This is a genomic window from Coriobacteriia bacterium (genome assembly GCA_013334745.1).
In the GTDB taxonomy this organism is placed as follows: domain Bacteria; phylum Actinomycetota; class Coriobacteriia; order Anaerosomatales; family JAAXUF01; genus JAAXWY01.
This window is the reverse complement of the sequence record JAAXWY010000005.1, coordinates 56,609-76,476: the sequence shown is the minus strand read 5'-3', so window position 1 is coordinate 76,476 and position 19,868 is coordinate 56,609. Positions and strand designations below refer to the sequence as shown.

Genomic DNA, 19,868 nt, shown 5'->3' with positions numbered 1-19,868 from the left:
CGTCTGGATGTGCCGCCTTGAGGTGCCCGAGTTCGCCGATCTCCACAATCTTGTCGTCGCGAACGAGCACCGCTCCGTTCTCGATGTGCGGGGCCGCGACAGGCAGTACGTAGCGAGCCGTGAGCAACATGGGGTTTCCTCCGATAAGGGACTGCCGCGATTCTACCGCAGGAATGGGGGTGATGAGCGCGAGGCGAGGCCGATGCGCTCCGCAGGGGTGCCATGCGAGTTCCGCAGCCGGGGAAGGCGGCGCGGCCGCAAAGCGGCCAGTCGCCGACGGCCCCCGGCGAGGACTGCTCGAGCAGGACGCCCGTGACGGTCGCATCGCCGGAGGGACAGACCCGGTGCTACTTGACCGCAGTATGGAGCGCGACGATCCCGCCGGACATGTCTTTCCAGCTGATCGTCGTGAAACCGGACCGTCTGAGCTCGGCGGCGAGTTCGGCCTGAGCGGGGAACTGCCGAATCGAATCGTTGAGATAGACGAATCCGTCGCGGTCGCCCGTGAGCGCACCGCCGATGGCGGGGATGGCGTGACGCAGATACAGGTGATACACGCCGCGCCACACCGCGAGATTGGGCCGCGAAAACTCGAGAATGATGTAGCGACCTGAGGGCTTGAGCACACGGAGCACTTCGGCGAAGTTCTTCTCTCGGTCCGGGAAGTTGCGCACCCCGAACGCGACCGTGACGACGTCAAACGTCGCGTCATCGAACGGAAGCGCCTGTGCGTCAGCGATCGAAAACGAGACCGGTACCGCCGGCGGATTCTGCTCGGCTTTGGCCTTTGCGACCGCGAGCATCTCGGCGTTGAAATCGGTTGCGACCACCTCGGCGGGGTGGCCGAGATTGGCTACAGCGAAGGCGACGTCACCGGTTCCCGAAGCCAGATCCAACACGCGCGAACTGGGGGTGAGGTGTGCGGCGCGCACGAGTTCGCGACGCCACCCTCGATCGATCCCCATGCTCGCCATCGAGTTGAACGTGTCGTAGCGGTCGGCGATGGACGTGAAGATCGAGCTGACGCGCTCGGACGTCGGGTGTCCGGCTGCGGGATCGGTCTGCGGCATGGAGGGGCTCACACTTTCGTCGGCTCACACGCCGGTGGTGCCACCAGCGCGTGCTGATCGGATACTGCGGGCGGTGTCACACCCCGCCCGGCTCCGAGAACATTAGCGACATTCTCCGTGACGAACAAACCCGCGCACGCGGCGACGTGCTTGAGTGTGGCGGCGTGAGGCCAGTTCAACTCGCTCTTGTCGGCGACGGTGGACTGGGACAGACGGTCAAACTCCTGCTTGAGCGCCTTGATCCCAGGCTCGCGGTTTGTGATGGGTCCGGCCATGACGGCATCGATGCGAGCCATGGAGGCTCTAGCCTGCTCGATGCGCGCTTCGGTGAGCGTGGCGGTAGCGGGGTCGATGATGCCGGCGGCCGCCTTGACCTGGTTGATGCCGATCGCCGCATCGTAGGTCGCGTCACACATCTCATCGGGGCTCATCGCATGGCTCTCGTAGTTCATGATGTGCTTCCACGAGGGAAGCACCATGCGCTCGCGGTGCTCCTCCAGCGTCTTCGCGCGCAGCGTGTAGCCGTGCTCGGCAGGGTTCTCGAATGCGATCGAGCCCGGGTCGAGGAAGGGCGCCATGGGGCTCGTGAAGCAGAGAAGCCGCTTGTCATGGCCCACGACCTCATAGAGGTGCCGCACGTACTCGGTGGTCTCGCGCACGGACTCGGCGGTCTGCGAGGGGATGCCGGTCATGAAGTACAGGTCGAAGCGGCTGCAGCCGTTCTTGAGCGCGTCAACCACGGTGTCTTCGACCTGCTGCATCGTGTAGCTCTTCTTGCCGAACGCGGCGCGCACGCCGTCGTCGTGACTCTCGACCGAGATCTCCACCGAGTAGTCGTTGAGATTCTCGTTGAGGAACTCGTAGAAGCCGTCCGCGGGCGGCTTGAAGAACTCGAAGCCGATCGGATTCTTCATGTCGATGGTCTTGAGACCCTTTACGAAGTCACGTGTGTAATCAGGGCCCGCCTGAAGGAAGTCGTTCAGGACGAACATAGGACCCGGGATGTACTTCTGGATGTGCGCGATGTCCTTGACGAGAAGCGCCGGATCACGAAACGCGATCTTGTCGCGACCGAAGTTCTCGCGAAACGATGTCGCCGAGCCCCCGCATGTCACACAGTCATGCGTGCACCCACGGCACGTGAGCGATGCGCAGACGGGGTACTTGAGCCAATCCTTGAACGGGACGACACCCATCATGTCCCGATAGCGGATGACCGACTTCATGTTGAAGGAGTAGTCCAGCGAGATCGAGTTCATGTCACTGGGAACCCAGGACAGTTCGTTGACCACCGGCGTGCCGGTGGAATCCTTCCACGTGACGTTAGGGATGTCGAGTGCGCTTCCGCCGCGTTTGAGCGCCCACATCAGGCGAGTCATCGGCTCTTCGGTGGAGTCGCCACGAACGACGTAGTCGACAGCGCCATACGTGATGAGTTCGTCGTGGTAGTAGCTCGCGGACAGGCCGCCGAAGATCACGGGCTTCTCGGGGTGGAGCCGCTTGAGCACTCGCGCTACTTCGACCGAACCGTGGCAATGAGGCAGCCAGTGCAGGTCGATGCCGAACGCGACCGGATCCATCTTCGCGAGATACGCCTCTACGTCGAAGTCCGGCTTGTTGAGCATGAGGACGGCGAGATTGACGATGCGCACGCGCAGGCCGTGGCGCTCCATATACTCAGCCATGGTCGTAAAGCCGAGCGGATACATCTCGAAGATCGGCGTGGACGGAACCATGTCGGAGACAGGCCCGAACATGATCGAACGCTCCCGAAAGTCATAGACACTCGGGGCGTGAAGCAGCACGAGATCAACACGGGACATTCGCTGTGGCCTTTCGGTCGACGTTTGCAGCCGACCCCTGAACGGCACCCCTGCCGTTCCCCCGCGCGAGCTTTGGCCAACGCAGCCGCGCACCCGCGAGTATACAACAGAGAACTTAAGATTCCTGCCTACGCACTGCGACCCGGCACGCGGTGTACCGGGTCGCAGACGAGATTCAAGTTGACGCTATGGGCGGGCCTACTTGGGCGGCACTCCGCCGTTGACGTGACAGTTGGAGCAGTACGTCGGGTTGTGGCACGCGTCGAGACACCCGGCAGCACCCACCTTGCCAACGGCCAGAGGATGCTGGGTGCGCCACGGCTTCGAAGCGTCGTACTCGTAGTCGAGCTCCGTGCCGTGGTGACACGAGTTGCAGCCCTCGCCACCGGCACCGTGACACTTGGCGCATGACTTCGGAGCCTGCTTGCCAAGCTCGCCGTGCTTGTCCTTGAAGTCGACCGGGTGCGGCATCGGCACGCCGCCGTGACAGTCGATGCAGAACTTCTTGGCGTGGCACGTCGAGCACTCGTTGATCGACTCGACCTTGGGCAACGACTCGCCGAGCGACTCCTCGCCATGCCCGCCGCTCTCGGCCTCTCCGCCCTCAGCGGCCTCGCCCTCGGCCTTCTCACCCTCGGCGGCTTCAGCCGCGCCGTCCGCCGTCTCGGACGGACCGTTGAGCCACGAGACTCCGGATGCCCTGAGCGTGCGGCTCTCTTCCTCAGCGCCGAGCTCGCCGTGCCCCTTGGGGAAGAAGCCGGGCTCGAGATGGCTCGCCGGCTTGAGCTCGAAACCGGGAGTGTGGCACGCGGTGCAGGCGCCGCTGGGCTTCTTGTCGGTCGCTGAGTCCTGGCTGTGGCAGCGGAAACACGCCGTCATCTCCATGAAGTTCTCGTGCTTGGTATTGGCCACCTTGGTGACCGGGTGGGACAGCGTGAGATCGAAGTCCTCGACGTGCGCCGTCCGGTTGTGACACAGGGTGCAATCGACGTTGTTCTCGGCGTGCTTGGCGTGATCGATCTTGATGCCCTCACTGGGCGTGACTTTGCGCTTGGTCTCGTCGTGGCACTGCGTGCACTGCTTTGACTTCATCGTGAGCGCGACTTCGCTCTCGCCGTTGAGCGGGAGCTCGAACTTGTTGGTCACGGTCATGTACAACTCGCCGAGAGCCTCGGCCTTGTGGAGCACGAAGATGACGGGGTTGGCGTTAACCGGCATGTGGCACGCCATGCAGCTGATCTCGGAGTGCGGCGAGTGCCGGTAGGCGGTGATGGTGTCGTCCTGGACCTTGTGACAACCCTCGGAGCAGAACCACCGCGTCGAGGTGACGCCGAGGACCGGAATCATCACGGCGATGATCACGACGACCGCAACCGCAGCCCACACGATAAAGCGAGGCCGGCGCCTCGGGTCTCTGAAGCCATCAAACGAGATGCGCGCCATCACGAACCCTTCAAACTAGTAGTAGATGCCAACGGTCTTGTGGCACTGCAGGCACACGCCGTCCTGCGAGAAGTTGTAGTCCTTGATCATGAATTCGAACTCCGTGCCGTGCGGATTATGGCACGACGACGTACACGTGAGGCCCTTCTTCGCATGCAGGTCGTAGTACTTGGGTCGGATGGGATGCTTGTTCGAACCCTCCGCTGTCGGATGGCAGTCCAGACAGAGATCCGGTTGTACGCCGACGAGCAACGGGTCGTACGCAGACCCGTGCACGGAGTGGCAGCTCACGCACGCACTATCCGCATGTGCGGAGTTGGCGTACTGGGACTCTTTGTCACCGTGGCACTCCAAGCAGACCGCATTCCCCGACCCCGCGAGCAGCTTGGGATACTGCGCCGCGTGCGGGTTGTGACACGTACCGCACGTGAGGTCCAGTCCGATCGGATGATGACTCGCCTTTCCGAAATCACCTTCGACCTGTGGGTGGCACGTGTAGCACAGGTTCGGCTGCGGCTTGACCAGCAGTGGTGAGCTATCGGATCCATGTGGTTCGTGGCATCCCGTGCAGTTGTCGTTGTAGAACGGCTGGTGCTGGGTCGGGAGGTCCGACATCGAGGCGACCGACGGGTGACAGCTGAAGCACAGGTCACGTTGCTTGGAAACGAGGATGCCCTTGAAGTTGGATGCATGCGGGTTGTGACAGTCGGTGCACCACCCCTGCTTCGCCGGCGGGTGGGCCTGCATCCGGTTGATCTCCTGGCCGATCGGGTGACACGTGAAGCAGATCTTGTTCGGTGCCTGAGTGAGCAAAGCCCGATAGTCGGAGGCATGAGGGTCATGACACTCGGTACAGCGCCCTTGCATGAATGGCACGTGGGTATAGGTGTCATCGAGCAAAATGCCCATGTCTCCATGGCACATGTAGCAGATCTTCTCGGGCGGCATGACAAGCGAAGACGGCTGCCCTTCGAGGTTGCGGGTCGACTTCGACACCACACCGCCTTCGGTGGTCGTCGAATCCACGCGCGTTCCACCGGTCAGCGCGCTGACCGCACCGAACCACCAACGCAGCGGCAGCCATTGGACGATAGCGCGATACCTCGTGACCTGACGCGATGCCCCCTGGCGCACGGTCGAAGACACCTGAGCGCCATGCTTGGTGTGACAGACGGTGCAATCCCTCTGCAGGAACGGCGAATGAACGCTCGTGCGGGAGAGGTCGGGGATCTTCTCGGTATGGCACTGCAGGCACTCGAGATTGCGAGCAACGAAGCTGGCTTGCTGAGGACCGCGGGTGATCAGCACATCGGCTGTGGTCGTGGCGCAGCACAGAAGCAGGACGAGCAGCAAAATCAGCGCGATCAGGCCATACCACGACCCGCCGCGACGCTCTTGCTTCTCCTCATCCTCTTCCGGGGAGAGGGGCATTTCGGATGTGGGCTCGACTTCGCCGCCCACGACCTCCGGGTCCGACAAGGAACCTCCTCAGCGCACGAGCTAACAGGCAGGTAGACAGGTCTGGCTCGGCGCATCCTGCTGGCAGGCTCAGTCTAGCACGGCAGAGGCGCTTCCCTGAACTAGCCTGAGCGAGGTGATAAGGCTACTTTCCGGCGGTTCGCCTGAGGCCTTCGAGCGCCTCCGGCATGTCGGGAACCGAGTCGAGCGCCAACTGATAGCGCGCAGCAGCCCAGTCAGGTCTGCCCCACTCTTCGTACGCCATGCCCATGAGGTATTGCAGGCGAGCCTCGGTCGGATGCAGTGTGACCGCAGGACGCACCGCCTTCACGAGCGATCGATACTGCTTCTTCGACGCGTAGTATTCGCCGAGTTCACGCGCCGCGCGCACGTGACCGAGGTCTTGGTCGAGCACTTCCCAGAGCGCCGACTCAGCATCGGTGGCGCGGCCAAGCTTGAGCAGCGCCGAGCCACGCCCGTACAGCGCGGCGACGTCGCGCGGCGATTCGGAAAGCACGCCGTCGTACTCGGCGAGTGCCGCCGAGAAGTCCCCGGCCTCGAGGAGCGCATCGGCCAGGCCAAGCCGCGAAGGCAGGTCATCCGGATTCGCGACGACCTTGGCTCGCCAAGAGCTCACTGCACTCGCTTCGGCGAGCCGACGTTCCTGAGCGCTGTTGATGACGCCGTGAAGCACGTAGCCGAGCACGCCTGCGCCCACCAGCAGTCCGAGCAGCACCAGCGCGCCAACCCAAGACGCGACCGGCTTGAGCCGCACACGCGAATGCTCGTGGATATCCTGTGCGACACCCGTCGCCGGATGCTCGTCGCCGCCTGACCCGAACTCCGACACGGCCGCGCCTACTTCGGCTTCGGAGTTGCGCTCGCTTCAAGCCTGTCGAGGGCGCTCTGGATCGAGGCGTTGTCCGGCGCTCTGACTTGGGCCCGCTTGAGAACGTCGATAGCCGCCGCCGGATCATCCTTGCTCTCGTACAGTGACGACAAGAAGATCCAGGCATCGATGTATGCGGGGTCCATCTCGGCAGCGATCTTCGCCTGCTCGATCGCTTTGTCGAGCTGCTTAGCGCCGTCGTAAGCGCGAGACAACTCCATGCGCAGGGCAGGGCCGAACTCCTCGACCTCGACACCCATGAGGCCGACCGTGATCGCGTCCTCGTAGTACTTGGGGTTGAGCGTCTGACCTGCGATGTTGTGCACGCTGGTGAGGAAGACGTAGTTGTCGTACTCCCACGGCACGAAGTCGATCGTATCCTGAAGCGCTTGGACGGCGAGCTGATACGTCTCAAACGCCTTGGTGAGCTGAGGCGTTGGATCCTGGCCGTTCGTCTGCGCCGTCTGGGCCGCGTTGAGATACTCGATGATCATGTCGCGGTGCGCAACACCGATCTCCGCCTTGTACATGTCGTTGAACGGATTGAGGCGCGCCGCGGTCTGGGCCGCATCGACGCGGGCCTGACCCTGTGTACCGATCATGGCCATCAGATACGCCCGGTCGGCCTGCATGAAGACGATTTGATTGCCGATACCCAGCCCGGCGAGGATCACGCCCACGACCGCAACAGCCATCCCCCACGAGGGCGCCTTGAACTCGCGTACTGAAACCGAAGGTGCGAGCAGTACGCCGAGGGCCGCCCAGAGCAGAAACGAGTTGCCGGTGACCGACAGCCCGAACATGAGCTGCACAATGTAGCCGGCGCACGCTGCCCAAAACGATCCGAACAGAATGCGGCGATGATCCTCGGAACGACCGAAGACGAGCGGCGCGGACCGGACTGCGGTCCATGCAAGTACCCCGTAGACCAGCACGAGCCCGACGATGCCGATTCCAGCGGCGAGCTGCAGCGGATAGTTGTGCACGTTGTCTGCAACGGATCGATAGCCGGCGTCAGTGACGTACTGAAGGGGCTTGTACTTGGGAAAGACCAGCCGGAATGTATCGGCCCCAAAGCCGAAGACCGGCCGGTCCTGAATCGCCGCGATGGCGGCCTGCCAGATCTCGGTTCTGGTCTTCCCGCTGCCGGCGTTGAACTGCGGGATGGACTTGAGGCGCGCCGCGACGTTCATGACGTCGCTCGGGTTGGAGAGACTGCGGCCGACGATCACCGCGGCCAGCGCACCGATGGCGCCCACAGGCACCCAGTCGACCTTGAAGAACCTCGGCTTGTGTCGGAAGGCGATGAAGATCACGAGCGGGATCGCCACAAGCCCGCCGATCCACGCTCCACGCGTGAAGGCCACGATCCAGCACCACACATTGATGGCGAAGCCGAGCCAGTAGACGAGCCGCATCGAGAGCTTGTCCTCGGACAGAACGAGGCCGAGTGCGATAGGCAGCGAGAACATGAGGAACCCGCCGAGCAGGTCGGGGTTTCCGTAGGTGGCGAAGGCGCGGTTGGGCTCGAAGGGCAGCTGGCCCCACTTGACCGGATCGGCGCCAAGAAACTGCAGGACGCCATAGCCTGCGACGATGAAGCTCGACCAGAACAGGGACTTGGCGAGCGTGCGCACCCGCGATGGTCGATCCGCGAACTGGAGAACGAGGAAGTAGATGACCGCGTAGTTGATGAATGACGCGAGGCCCTCGAATCGGCGGTACTTGCCGAAGAAGGCGGTCGCGGGCGAGATCGAGGTGATCGTGGAGAGCGTGATCCACACGAGCATCGCGAGGATCAGCCAGTCGACCGGAGAGTGACGGATCTTGCCGCCACGAACCAAGACGTCCCAGCCCCAGGCAGCGAGGGCGATGAACCCGAGAACGCGCTGGAAGAAGACCTTGAAGATGTCGAACTGGTCGTAGGTCAGCGGAAGCTGTATGCCCAGCCAGGTCAGGTTGCTCATCGCGATCGGCACGATGAAGATCATCGCCAGCAGCGACCACCAGGCCACCTTCCTGGCAGTGCTCATGGTCTCCTCGGGCGTGATCGGCGCGATCTTCGGCGCCGACGACTTACCCGATGCCCGCTTGCTGTCCTTCGCCATCCAGTGTGCTCCTTATCGTGCGCCGCGGCCCGTCAGAACGACTCTGAGGGTCTCCGCGACGATCTGGGCGTCCATCGCCAGGTTCTGATGATACATATAGATGAGGTCGTACTTCAGTTTCCGTTCAGGTGTTGTGGCGTAACCACCGCTGACCTGAGCCAGCCCGGTCACACCAGGCTTGATCCTGAACCGCTCGCGATAGCCTGGTATCTCCGTGCAGTACTGCTCGACGAATACCGGTCGCTCCGGCCTCGGTCCGATGAAGCTCATCTCGCCCTTGAGGATGTTGAACAGCTGCGGGAGCTCGTCGATTCGAGACCGCCGCAAGACGCGGCCGACGGAGGTCACACGCGGGTCGTCTTCCTCGGCGAGAACTGCACCCGACTCGTGCTCGGCGTCGTTGATCATGGTGCGGAGCTTGTGAACCGAGAACGGCTTGAGGTTCTTGCCCGAGCGGACCTGGGAGTAGGTGATCGGCAGCCCGTCGGTCAGCACGATCGCGAGCGCTGCCAGCAGCAGGAGCGGAGCCGTGACTATCAGAAGCAGCGTGGCCCCGATGAGGTCGAGCACGCGCTTGGCAGCTGCGTAGTAGCCCGGCACCGACGAGCTGGTGATCTGCATGAGCGGGACGTCGCCAACGATGGCGTCGACCGTGCCGATGAAGATCTCATAGAGCTCGGGCACCACATCGACGCGGACGCGTACGTCATCGGCGAGCACGAGTGATTCGACCAGCTCACGCAATGCGACCGGACTCACAACGATGACGCGGTTCGCGCTGGTATCGTGCGCGATGCGAGCGAGGTCATCGGCGCGCCCGAGCACCGGGTAACCGCCGACCAGAGCGCCCGCAGGCAGCGAAGCATTTGCGTCCGGCTCGATGAGTCCGGTGACGCGCCAGCCCCACTTCGCGCGGCGCACGAGCTCGTCGGCGAGCTCAACCGACGTGTCGCCCACGCCCACGATGAGGACCCGCTGCTCGGGCCAGCGCACGGTCCCAACGCGCAGGAACACCAGCCGCCACCCTACAAGCAGCACGAACTCGAGTGCGAACGCGAGCAGAATCGTCCAGCGCGCGAAGGACGCGGTCGCGGGGCCACCGAAGAACGCGATGGCGGCGGTGAGGATGCTGCCGAGAGTGACTGCGGCACCAGCACTTCGCACGACCGACCAGGTGGTGTCGGTGCGCTCCGGGTCGTACAGGCCGTAGGCCCATGCCGCTCCGAGATAGACGATCGTGATGAGCGGGGCAATCAGCAGGTAGGCGTCGAAGTTGAACGCCGGCAGGCGGCCACCGAAACGAACGAGGAACGCGAGCAGGTAGCCGACGTTGATGAGAACGGCGTCCAGCAGCACCGAGAGCGCTATGAATCTGTTGCGCGACACCTACGGCCCTCCCCGCTCGGCATGCGAACTGATGGCCTCGTCATACACCATGAGCGTCTTGGCGACCATCCCATCCAGCGTGAAGTCGGTGTTGGCGCGGCGCAAGGCCTGAGTGCCGAATCGCTCGCGCAGGTCCAAGTCGTCGAGCAGCCGGTTGAGCGCTTCGCCGAGGCGAACCGAGTCGCCCACCGGCACCACGATTCCCGTCACCCCATCGGCGTTGACGAACGGCACGCCGGTCGGCAGGTCGGTGGAGACGACAGGCGTGCCCGAGAGATGCGCCTCGAGCTGCACGAGGCCATAGGCCTCGCTGGGCTCGGTGGAGGGCAGGCAGAAGACGTCAGCGGCGCGGTACCACGCAGCGAGATCGACGTCGTCGACGCGCTCGATGAAGCGGATGCGGTCGGTGATGCCGAGCGCAGTAGCGATCTCGCGCAAGCGGCCCTCAAGCGGGCCGGTCCCGATAATGACAAGGTCGCCGCGCACGGCGTCCATCGCACGCACCAGCACCTCGACGCCCTTGTAGTAGACGAGACGGCCGACGAACAGCACCGTCGGTCCGCGGAGCGTGGCGATGATCTCGGCGGCGCGGGATGAGATCGCAGCTTCATCGGCGAAGCGGGCGGGGTCGATTGCGAACGGCACGACGCGCACCTTGTCGAGATGCGGCGACACGAACGGGCTGTTCTCGGCGATCTGCGGTGCGCCCACGATGATGCGATCGACGCGCGCGAGCACCCGGCGCAGCAGGGGCGCGTAGGCCTTGAGGATGTTCTTCTGGCGCACGATATCGGCGTGATACGTCATCACGGCCGGGCCCTTCGCGCCCGCGGCAAGCCACGCGGCGTCGCCCCACGGGTAGGGGAAGTGGAAATGCAGCACGTCGGCCGGGCGCTCACCGGTCGTCGCCGAGAGGATCGCGCGCGACATCCCCAGCGCGATCGGCGTGGACGCGAACGCCGCCGAGCGGCCGAGGCGTAGCACCTGCACCCCGCCGATTGTCTCGCCCACGGTGTCTGAGCCCTCATTCGCGACGATCGCTCGCACCTCGTGTCCCGCCGCTGCGAGACTGGTCGTGAGTAGGTTGAGGCTCTGCTCGACACCGCCAAGGTGCGGTGGGAAGAAGTACTTGTTGACGTGGACTATGCGCACGGGAGCACCTCGCGAACGACCGTCGCCACGTCGCCGCCCACGTAGCGCACTCCGGCGATGCCGGCAGCTGCGGCGGCGGCCATGTCGCCGTCCGTATCGCCGATGAAGACCGCGCGCGCTGGGTCGGCGCCGAAGTCGCGCATCGCGTCGAGCAGCATGCCCGGCGCCGGCTTGCGGCAGTCGCACTCTCGTGTGAGTTCGGTCGCGCCGAGCTCGGGATGGTGCGGGCAGTGATAGACGGCGTCGAGATGCGCGCCGTGCTCGGCGAGGCGATCGGCGATCCAGCGCTCGAAGGCGAGATACTCGGCCTCGGTGTAGAGGCCGCGCGCGATCCCCGCCTGGTTGGTGACGACGACCGCAAGCGCGCCGGCGTCGTTGATCGCCTTGACGCCGGCGATGGCCCCGGGAACCCACTCCCACTCGGCCGGCGTGTGGACCCAGCCGTGGTCGACGTTGAGCACGCCGTCCCGGTCGAGCAGCACGAGCGGCTTGTCCCGCCATGCGGCGACTTCGGCGTTGGCGGACGCGTACGCATCAGGGACGCCGATATCGACGAACGCCCCGGGATAGACCGCACCCGCGACCGCGCCCTGCTCGACGAGCGTGGGCACCACGTCGCGCTCAAGCGAGAATGCACCATCGCGACCGGCGAACACGTCGCGAGTCATCGCGTAGACACCGCCGTTGATGAGTCCGGCGCCCTCGCGGTCCTTCTCGGCGAAGGCTGAGACTCGACCGTCAGCCGCAAGCGTGACCGCACCGTAGCGCGCGGTGTCGGCGACTTCGCGCAACGCCATCGCCAGCGGAACGCCGGCCGCGCGACGCGCCAGCGCAAGATCGAGGTAGTTGAGGTCGAGCAGCGTGTCGCCGTTGAGCAGCAGGAACTCGTCGCCTTCAAGCTCGCGAGCGGCCAGCGCAGCCGCGCCGCCGGTGCCGAGCGGCTCGGGCTCGACGACGACCTTGGCCGACACACCCCACGCCGAGCCGTCGCCGACGTGCTCGGCCAGCTGCTCGCCGAGACGCCCAGCAGCCACGACGATGCGCTCGATGCCGTGGCGGCGCAGGTTCCACGCGAGGTGATCGATGAACGGCCGACCCGCGGCCGGCAGAAGCGACTTGGGGACGGTCGCGGCGATGTCGCCGAGGCGGGACGCGAGCCCGCCTGCGAGGATCACGGCTTCGCGCACACCCGCTCCTCGACGATGCCGCACAGGATGTGAGCGATGACGATGTGCAGCTCCTGGATGCGCGGGGTCGAGCCCGACGGTGCGCAGATCGCGACGTCGCAGATGTCGGCAAGCGGCCCGCCCGCCTCGCCTACCAGCGCAACGGTCGCGATGCCGAGTTCGCGCGCGACGCGCGCCGCGGCCACCACGTTCGCCGAGCCGCCGGATGTCGACAGCCCGAGGAACGCGTCGCCCGGCTTGCCGAATGCGCGCACCTGCCGCTCGAACACCGCGTCGAAGCCGTAGTCGTTACCCACGGCCGTCAGCGCGGAGGTGTTTGTGTGCAGCGCGATGGCGGGCAGTGGATCGCGGTCGAGCAGGTAGCGGCCGGTGTACTCGGCAGCGATGTGCTGCGCGTCGGCGGCCGAGCCGCCGTTGCCGCACACGAGCAACGTCCCGCCATTTGCGGCAGACGCGACCAGCGCGTCGGCCGCAGCCGCTATCGCCGGCGCGATCGCCTCGAGCTTGCCAGCCGCCGAGAGGTGCTCGGCGATCTCGGATCGGATACGCCCCGTCAGCTCTTCCACGACGTTGCTCCTTCTGCCACGAAACTGAGCATGACCAGCTCGCCGCCGTGCGCGGCGACCGCCTCTTGCACCGCGAAACGGCGCTCGGGGTCGGTGATGAAGAACATGAAGCCGCCGCCGCCCGCACCGGAGATCTTGCCTCCGAGCGCGCCGGCGTCCTTCGCTGCGGCGTAGAGCGCGTCGAGCCGCTCGTTGCTGATGCCCTCGGCCATACGGCGCTTGCTCTCCCACGCCTCGTCGAGCAGCCCGCCGATCGTGGCGAGGTTGCCGAGCACGAGCTCGCGCTTCATCGCTGCGGCGAGCTCCTTGACCTTGTGGGTCGCAGCGAGCGCGTCGGCCGACTGCTCGCGGATGGCGGCGACCTGGCGGTCGAGGATGCCCGCACCTGCGTGGCTGCCGCCTACGTGCGCGAAGACGAGCGAGTACTCGAGCTCGTAGAGGGTGTCCTTGCTGATGCGAAGCGGGGTGACGACAGTGCGCCCACCGTTGGGTTCGAACTCGATGTAGTTCACGCCGCCGAACGCGCAGGCGTACTGGTCCTGCCGACCGCCCACGATCCCCACGTCCACGCGCTCGATACGATACGCCAGCTCGGCGAGCGCGTAGGTGTCCATCGACACACCGGTGTGCGCTGCAAGCGCGGTGATGAGCGCGATGGTGATGCCCGACGACGACCCGAGGCCGCTGCCCGGAGGTGCGTCGTTGTGCAGGTGGATCTCGAGGCCGCCGGTCAGGCCGTGATTGGTGCGGAACTCGTCGATCACCGCCTTGGCGAGGTCGAGCTGTCCGTCGTAGACGAACTGCTCGTCGATGTCGTAGGTGACCGAGACGTCGTAGTCGATGCTGCACACGCGGATCGCGTCGCCGCCCGCACGCACGGATGCGTACGCGTAGCGATCGATCGCCGCCGAGAGGACCGCGCCGCCGAACTCGTCGCAGTAGGGCGACACGTCCGAGCCGCCGCCACCAAAGCTGATGCGGAGCGGAGCCCGTGCGCGGATCCAGGTCACGAGCAGTCCCCGCCCTCAACGAGTGCACAACCGGCGGCGATGAACGCGGCGACGAGCTCGGCCGTGGGCGCCTCGGAGTAGACGCGCACGAGCGGCTCGGTACCCGAGGGGCGGAGCAGGAGCCAGGCGTCGTCGGCGAAGAGGAACTTCACGCCGTCGGCGCGCACGATGTCGAGCACCGGCTGGCCGGCGATCTCGGTCGGCGCGAGGCCCGGCGCGGCCGTGAGGAACGCATCGCGGGCGGCCACCGTGAGTCGCAGGTCGTTTCGGTCGTAGGCCATGGGGCCGGTGATCGCGATCATGTCGGAGACGAGTTCGCCGAGGCCCTTGCCGCGCTGTCCCATCATCTCGGCGAGCATGAGCGACATGAGCAGGCCGTCGCGCTCGCGCACGTGAGTCGGCAGACCGATACCGCCGGACTCTTCCCCGCCGATGAGCACGTCACCGGCGAGCATCTCGTTGTAGATCCACTTGAAGCCGATGGCGGTGGTCGTGACTTCGACGCCAAGGTGGCGCGCGAGGCGGTCGACGAGAACCGACGTCGAGAGCGTCTTCACGATGCGGCCGGTCTGGCCCTTGTCCTCGACGAGGTGCTGGGCAACCAGCCCGATGATGCGGTGCGGGGAGACGAAGTTGCCGTCGCAGTCCACGGCGCCGATACGGTCAGCGTCGCCGTCAGTGACGAATGCGGCATCGAACTTGGCGTTCTTCACGAGGTCGCGCGTGGAGTCGATCCACGGTGGGATGGGCTCGGGATGCAGCCCGCCGAAGCCGGGATTGCGCTCGCCGTGGACCTCGGTGACGCGCACGCCGAGCGACACGAGCGTCTCGGCGAGGTACGTCTGGCCGGCGCCGTAGAGCGGGTCGACGACCACCTGCAGGTTCGCGGCGCGAATGGCATCGGCATCGACGAGCGAGCGCAGGTCAGCGAGGTAGGGCGTCACGAAGTCGACGGCCTCGAACTCGCCGCGAGCCACGGGAGGCTCGGGCACGAGCGCGGCTTCGACCTCGTTGGTGAACTCGACCGGTGACGCACCGCCGTCGGCCATACGCAGCTTGAAGCCCAGGTACTCGCTCGGGTTGTGGCTTGCGGTGAGCATGACGCCTGCGACCGCAGCGTCGTCGCGCGAGACCGCCCAACACAGTGCGGGCGTGGGCAGGTAGCGATCGGAGACCTTCGCGGTCAGGCCGTGAGTCGCAAGCACCTCGGCGGCGGCGGCCGCGAAACTCCCGGCCTCGAAGCGCGTGTCGTAGCCCACGAGCACGGTGCCACCGGGGTTCTCGGCGGCGATGACACGACCCGCTGCATCAGCGACACGGCGTACGTTGGCGTACGTGAAGTCGTCGCCGATGACGGCACGCCAGCCGTCGGTACCGAAACGGATGTCAGAGCTCATGCGGGTGACTCCTGAAGGTCGGTTGAGGTATGGGGCTAGTGTGCCGCATGGAGGCGGCGCCGACCAGCCTACGCGCTGTGGAGAGATGGTGTATCAGCGCTGGTCGAGTAGGTCGCGATACGCCGCGATCGTCTCGGCGGCGGTGCGCTCCCACGTGAAGTGCGCTGCACGCTCGACTCCGGATGCGATAAGCCGCTCGCACAGGGCCACATCGCCGAGCAGGTCGGTCAGCCGCGCGGCAAGTTCCGCGTCGTCGCCGACCGCGAACGTGAGCGCGGCGTCGCCGACGACCTCGGGCAACGACGCGGCGTGCGCCACGACGACCGGTGCGCGAAGCGCCATCGCCTCGAGCGGCGGCAAGCCGAAGCCCTCATAGCGCGACGGGAACGCGAACGCCGCAGCCCCCGCGTATAGCGCTCGCAGTGTCGCGTCGTCCACGCGACCGGTGAAGGCGATGCGAGCGCACGCGGGGTCGGCTGCGAGCACGCTGTCAACGAACCCGGGCGCGTCGGCGCCTACAAGCAGCAGCCGCAGGTCCGGGTGTCCGGGCGCGATTCGCGCAAATGCTCGAAGCAACGTGGGTAGGTCCTTATTGGGCTTGGTGTTGCCCATCGAGAGCACGTAGCGCTCGCCCGGGCCAATCAGGCCGGCCGGCACTTCACCCACCGGGCCGGCGTCGGCGAACCCGCCGGCAGTGATCTGCACGACGCGGGTCTTGTGGGCAGCTGCAGGGAAGATGCGGCGGATGTCGCTCGCCGTGTGCTCGGAGTCCGCAAGGATCGTGTCGCCGACCTGAGCGGCACGCGCGTTCCAGTAGCGGTAGACGGCGCGCTTGAAGGCCGAAGGCATCACCTCGGGGATGATGAGCGGCGTGAGATCGTGCAGCGTGACGACGAGTGGATGGGCCGCGGGCATCGGCGTCGGGAAATGCGTTGAGTGCGTGACGTCCGGCGAGATCGCTCGGGCCATGCGGGCGAACTCGCGGCCGCCGGCGACGGTGAAGGGATGGCGCGATGCCTCGTAGGCGCTGACCGCACCACCGACGGGCGCAGGCGGCGACTCGCCGGCAGCGACCATCTGCACGAGCTCGAGGCCGTTCGTGGCGGCAAGCGCGCGCGCAAGACCGGTCGCGTATCGGCCGATACCGGTCCACGACGCCATGCGGCAATCGAGCAGAATGCGCACTCGGGCTCCCCTTCTCGCGTTCACAACGTCAGTGTAGCCGCTCAACTTCGCGCGGCGACAGGCGGCGTGAACGTTCACAGATCTTATGGCTACACTAGAAGCACAGCATTCGAGTCGCGCATCCGAAAGGAATCGCCCGATGGCCGACGCGCCATGCTTCTCGGTGACCGTCCCCGCATACAACGCGGCCGATACGCTCGGCGAGACCGTCGCTTCTGTGCAGGCGCAGACGTTCGGCGACTGGGAACTCGTGATCGTCGATGATGGCTCGACGGACGATACCTTCGCGCTTGCCCAGGCACTTGCCGATGCGGACCCTCGTATCCGCGTGGTCCAGCAGGAGAACCGCGGCTCCGGCGGAGCGTACAACACGGCGGTCAGGGCGGCCCGGTCCGACCTGCTCGTCATGCTTTCCGCCGACGACCTGATCCTGCCGTCGCACCTCGAGCGCTTCGACGCCTTCATCCGAGACAACCCGGACGCCGCGATCTTCTCCTCAAGCGGCTACTACGACTACGACGACGGCACCCGTGAGGTCTGCAAACTGCAGGACGTGTGGGGCGACCGCTCCACATGCACGATGATCGACCTGCTCGGCGCGTGCTTCTACAACATGGGCGCGGTGTACCGCCGCGAGGTCTTCGATACGGTCGGCGGCTTTCGCGAGGACATCTACGCCGAGGACTACCACTTCTTCTTGCTGGCATTCGCGCACGGATTCGAGCACCGCCTGCTCGACGAGCCACTCGCGATTCACCGCCGAAACGCGGTTCAGAAGTCGTCAAACGCCATCATCGTGCGCGAGGCCAACATCGCGTCGGTGCAGGAGACGATCGATACCGGCCTTCTCACACCCGATGAGGTTGAAGCGGCCAAACGCGCCATCGCTCGCCTCAAGAACAACATTCGGATGCGCAGGATTCTGGGGGTCTTCCTTGGGCCGATCGGTGCGACCCGGCTCATCAACCGAGTCCGCGGTCGGCACCCGTGATGGCGTGGCAGGGCGTGCCGGCATGAAGGTCCTCGTCATCCCGAGCTGGTATCCCGGTCCTCGTGACGGCAATGCCGGCGTGTTCATCCGCCAGCAGGTCCGGGCGCTGACGCACGTCGCCGACGTCGCGGTGCTGTTCGTGGAGCAGGGCGCCGGCGGGTTCGAGCCTCTCGTCGCCGAGGAAGACGGTGCGACTGTGGTGCGAGTGGGCGTTGACGGCTCGGGGCTGCGGGCTCGCTACTTCGGCTATCGCAGCGCCGGGCGCGCAGGGTTCGCGGCGCTTGAGAAGGCGTGGGGTACACCCGATGTGGTGCACGTCCAGGCGTTGTGGCCTGCCGCGCTGATCGCCCGTGACATCAAGCGCGAGCACGGCATTCCGTTCGTCGTCACTGAGCACTCCGAGGAGTACGCGGCGGCCTCGCAGCGGCGCCTGGTGCGAACCCCGGGCATGCTGCCGCTCATCCTGCGGCCACTTGCACGAGAGGCCGCTGATTACATCGCGGTAAGCCGTACGCTTGCGGGTCGGCTCGAGCAGCTTGGGTTGTGCGATCGCGCGCAGGTCATCCCGAACGTGGTTCCGGAGTTCGGGCCGTATCAACGGCCCTCGGCTGCGACGCAGACGATCGCGCATATCTCGAGTATGGGGCCGGCCAAGCGGGTCGACCTGCTCGTCGAGGCGGCTGAGCTGCTGCGCGTGACGCGCGACGACTTCGTGCTGCGGCTCATTGGGGACGGCGAGGGCCGCGCAGGGCTCGAGGCGATGGTACGCGAGCGGGGACTTGGGAGGTTCGTGCGCTTCGACGGACTCGTGAGCGAGGCCGAGGTAGCCGCGGTCCTCGACGAATGCTCGTTCTCCGCGATCTCGAGCGCTCACGAGACCTTCTCGGTGGTGGCTGCTGAGTCGCTCATGGCGGGTAGACCGGTCGTCTCGACGCGCTGCGGCGGTCCCGAGGAGTTCGTCACGCCCGAGGTCGGCCGACTGGTGGACGGCGACGATGCCGCCTCGCTCGCGGCTGCGCTCGGATGGATGCTCGATCACGCGAGCGAGTTCGCGCCACAGATGCTGCACGACTACGCCGCCGAGCGGTTCGCGCCCGGCGTGGTGGCGCAGCGGCTGGTCGAGGTGTACCGCGGAGTGCTCGGTGCGTGAGATAGTGGGCGCATCAGCCCCGGAGCGGAACTACCAGAGGGAGTGCAACACAGCGTGGCCCTGCTGACACTCGTGGTCCCCACGTTCAACAGACCCGACTATCTCGCGGACTGTCTCGAATCGATCGCGTCCCAGACGTGCACCGACTTCGACCTCGTAGTTCTTGATAACGCCAGCACCGCCAGCTACGACTCCGTGCTCGAGCGTTTCGCACATCTCAACATCGAGTACATCAAGAACGACGAGAACATCGGTGCCGGCAACAACCATCGCAAGGCCCGCGATATCGCGCGCCGCTCGAAGTATGCGCTCGTCTTTCACGACGACGACCTGATGCACCCCCGCATGATCGAGTGGGAACTGGACCTGCTCGAGGGTCAGGACGACCTGTGCTGGGCGGCTGCTGAGGACACACCCTTCAACGACGGCCAGACGCCGCCCGCTGATCGATGGGATACGATTAGCGAGCCTGTTGTCGAGCGCTACGAGACGCGCGCGGAGCTTGCCCGCCGCCTCCTACAGGGCGCACGCCTCAACTATGGGTCGGTCATGTTCAGAAGCGCAGCGCTCACCGATATCCCCTATCGGATCGAGGAGTTCGAGATCGTCGCCGACAGGGTCTTCCTGCTCGACATCGCCGCTCAGTCGCCGACCGCATTGATTGCGGAGCCCCTCGTGCTCTACCGACACCACGCCGCCCAGGACACCCACAACCCGGTGTTTCGCGAGCAGCATGCGCTCGCACTGATGTCCTATTACTCGCACGTACTACCCGAGCCGCACAGCAACGCGGACGCAACGACACTCCTCCAGCACTCGACGAACTATCTGCTCCACGCTCGGGCTATGGTTCCGCCGTCCGCCAGGCAACCGTTTAGCGCGATCACTCGCGGCGCTGCGGGGCAAGGGCTCTTCAGTTGGAGCAGGATCGACGGCCAGGGCGTCTCCGCACTTGCCAGGATGGCAGGGCTCGGAGGCGCTTTCGAACGCATTCGACCCACGCTCGGCAAGATCAAGCGCTCGGTTCGCAGCTAGAATTGCGATAGTCTGCAT

General features: G+C 65.6%; 16 protein-coding genes. 3 read left to right on the top strand and 13 right to left on the bottom strand.

What is annotated here, in order from left to right:
• Positions 1–347: 347 nt before the first annotated feature.
• The 13 genes from ubiE to HGB10_02925 form a co-directional block, all read right to left on the bottom strand.
• Positions 348–1,070: a bifunctional demethylmenaquinone methyltransferase/2-methoxy-6-polyprenyl-1,4-benzoquinol methylase UbiE gene (ubiE, locus tag HGB10_02985; GenBank protein NTU70772.1), complete on the bottom strand. Its 723-nt coding sequence runs from the start codon at positions 1,068–1,070 to the stop codon at positions 348–350.
• 8 nt (positions 1,071–1,078) lie between these two features.
• Positions 1,079–2,893, bottom strand: a complete 1,815-nt coding sequence (locus HGB10_02980; GenBank protein NTU70771.1) for a TIGR04190 family B12-binding domain/radical SAM domain protein — start codon at positions 2,891–2,893, stop codon at positions 1,079–1,081.
• Positions 2,894–3,091: 198 nt separating this feature from the next.
• Positions 3,092–4,336: a hypothetical protein gene (locus HGB10_02975; GenBank protein ID NTU70770.1), complete on the bottom strand. Its 1,245-nt coding sequence runs from the start codon at positions 4,334–4,336 to the stop codon at positions 3,092–3,094.
• A 15-nt stretch (positions 4,337–4,351) separates the two neighbouring features.
• Positions 4,352–5,815: a hypothetical protein gene (locus tag HGB10_02970; protein NTU70769.1), complete on the bottom strand. Its 1,464-nt coding sequence runs from the start codon at positions 5,813–5,815 to the stop codon at positions 4,352–4,354.
• 124 nt (positions 5,816–5,939) lie between these two features.
• The gene (locus HGB10_02965; protein ID NTU70768.1) at positions 5,940–6,644 is read right to left on the bottom strand and encodes a tetratricopeptide repeat protein; all 705 of its coding nucleotides are present in this window, start codon (positions 6,642–6,644) and stop codon (positions 5,940–5,942) included.
• A gap of 8 nt (positions 6,645–6,652) precedes the next feature.
• Complete coding sequence (locus HGB10_02960; protein NTU70767.1) at positions 6,653–8,791, bottom strand: hypothetical protein; 2,139 nt, start codon at positions 8,789–8,791, stop codon at positions 6,653–6,655.
• Between the two features lie 12 nt (positions 8,792–8,803).
• Positions 8,804–10,177: a sugar transferase gene (locus HGB10_02955; GenBank protein ID NTU70766.1), complete on the bottom strand. Its 1,374-nt coding sequence runs from the start codon at positions 10,175–10,177 to the stop codon at positions 8,804–8,806.
• A complete protein-coding gene (locus HGB10_02950; protein ID NTU70765.1) occupies positions 10,178–11,329 on the bottom strand; it encodes a glycosyltransferase in 1,152 nt (383 codons plus the stop codon). It lies immediately after the preceding gene.
• Positions 11,320–12,516, bottom strand: a complete 1,197-nt coding sequence (locus tag HGB10_02945) for an HAD-IIIA family hydrolase (GenBank protein NTU70764.1) — start codon at positions 12,514–12,516, stop codon at positions 11,320–11,322. The genes HGB10_02950 and HGB10_02945 overlap by 10 nt, the downstream gene beginning before the upstream one ends.
• Positions 12,501–13,073, bottom strand: coding sequence for an SIS domain-containing protein (locus tag HGB10_02940; GenBank protein ID NTU70763.1), 573 nt, complete (start codon positions 13,071–13,073; stop codon positions 12,501–12,503). Before HGB10_02940 ends, HGB10_02945 begins: the two co-directional genes overlap by 16 nt.
• Positions 13,070–14,083, bottom strand: a complete 1,014-nt coding sequence (locus HGB10_02935; protein ID NTU70762.1) for a GHMP kinase — start codon at positions 14,081–14,083, stop codon at positions 13,070–13,072. The genes HGB10_02940 and HGB10_02935 overlap by 4 nt, the downstream gene beginning before the upstream one ends.
• 5 nt (positions 14,084–14,088) lie before the next feature.
• A complete protein-coding gene (locus HGB10_02930; GenBank protein ID NTU70761.1) occupies positions 14,089–15,489 on the bottom strand; it encodes a phosphoglucomutase/phosphomannomutase family protein in 1,401 nt (466 codons plus the stop codon).
• Positions 15,490–15,582: 93 nt separating this feature from the next.
• On the bottom strand, positions 15,583–16,674 hold the full coding sequence (locus HGB10_02925; protein ID NTU70760.1) for a glycosyltransferase family 4 protein: 1,092 nt from the start codon (positions 16,672–16,674) through the stop codon (positions 15,583–15,585).
• A 139-nt stretch (positions 16,675–16,813) separates the two neighbouring features.
• Here HGB10_02925 and HGB10_02920 point away from each other — a divergent pair, with 139 nt between their 5' ends.
• Genes HGB10_02920 through HGB10_02910 form a run of 3 tightly spaced genes read left to right on the top strand, consistent with a single transcriptional unit; the run spans position 16,814 to position 19,850 of the window.
• Positions 16,814–17,665 carry a glycosyltransferase family 2 protein gene (locus HGB10_02920; GenBank protein NTU70759.1) on the top strand — a complete coding sequence of 284 codons (852 nt, stop codon included), beginning with the start codon at positions 16,814–16,816 and terminating at the stop codon, positions 17,663–17,665.
• A 22-nt stretch (positions 17,666–17,687) separates the two neighbouring features.
• Positions 17,688–18,815: a glycosyltransferase family 4 protein gene (locus HGB10_02915; protein NTU70758.1), complete on the top strand. Its 1,128-nt coding sequence runs from the start codon at positions 17,688–17,690 to the stop codon at positions 18,813–18,815.
• Between the two features lie 54 nt (positions 18,816–18,869).
• Entirely contained in the window at positions 18,870–19,850 is a 981-nt protein-coding gene (locus HGB10_02910; protein ID NTU70757.1) for a glycosyltransferase, read from the top strand.
• Positions 19,851–19,868 lie beyond the last annotated feature (18 nt).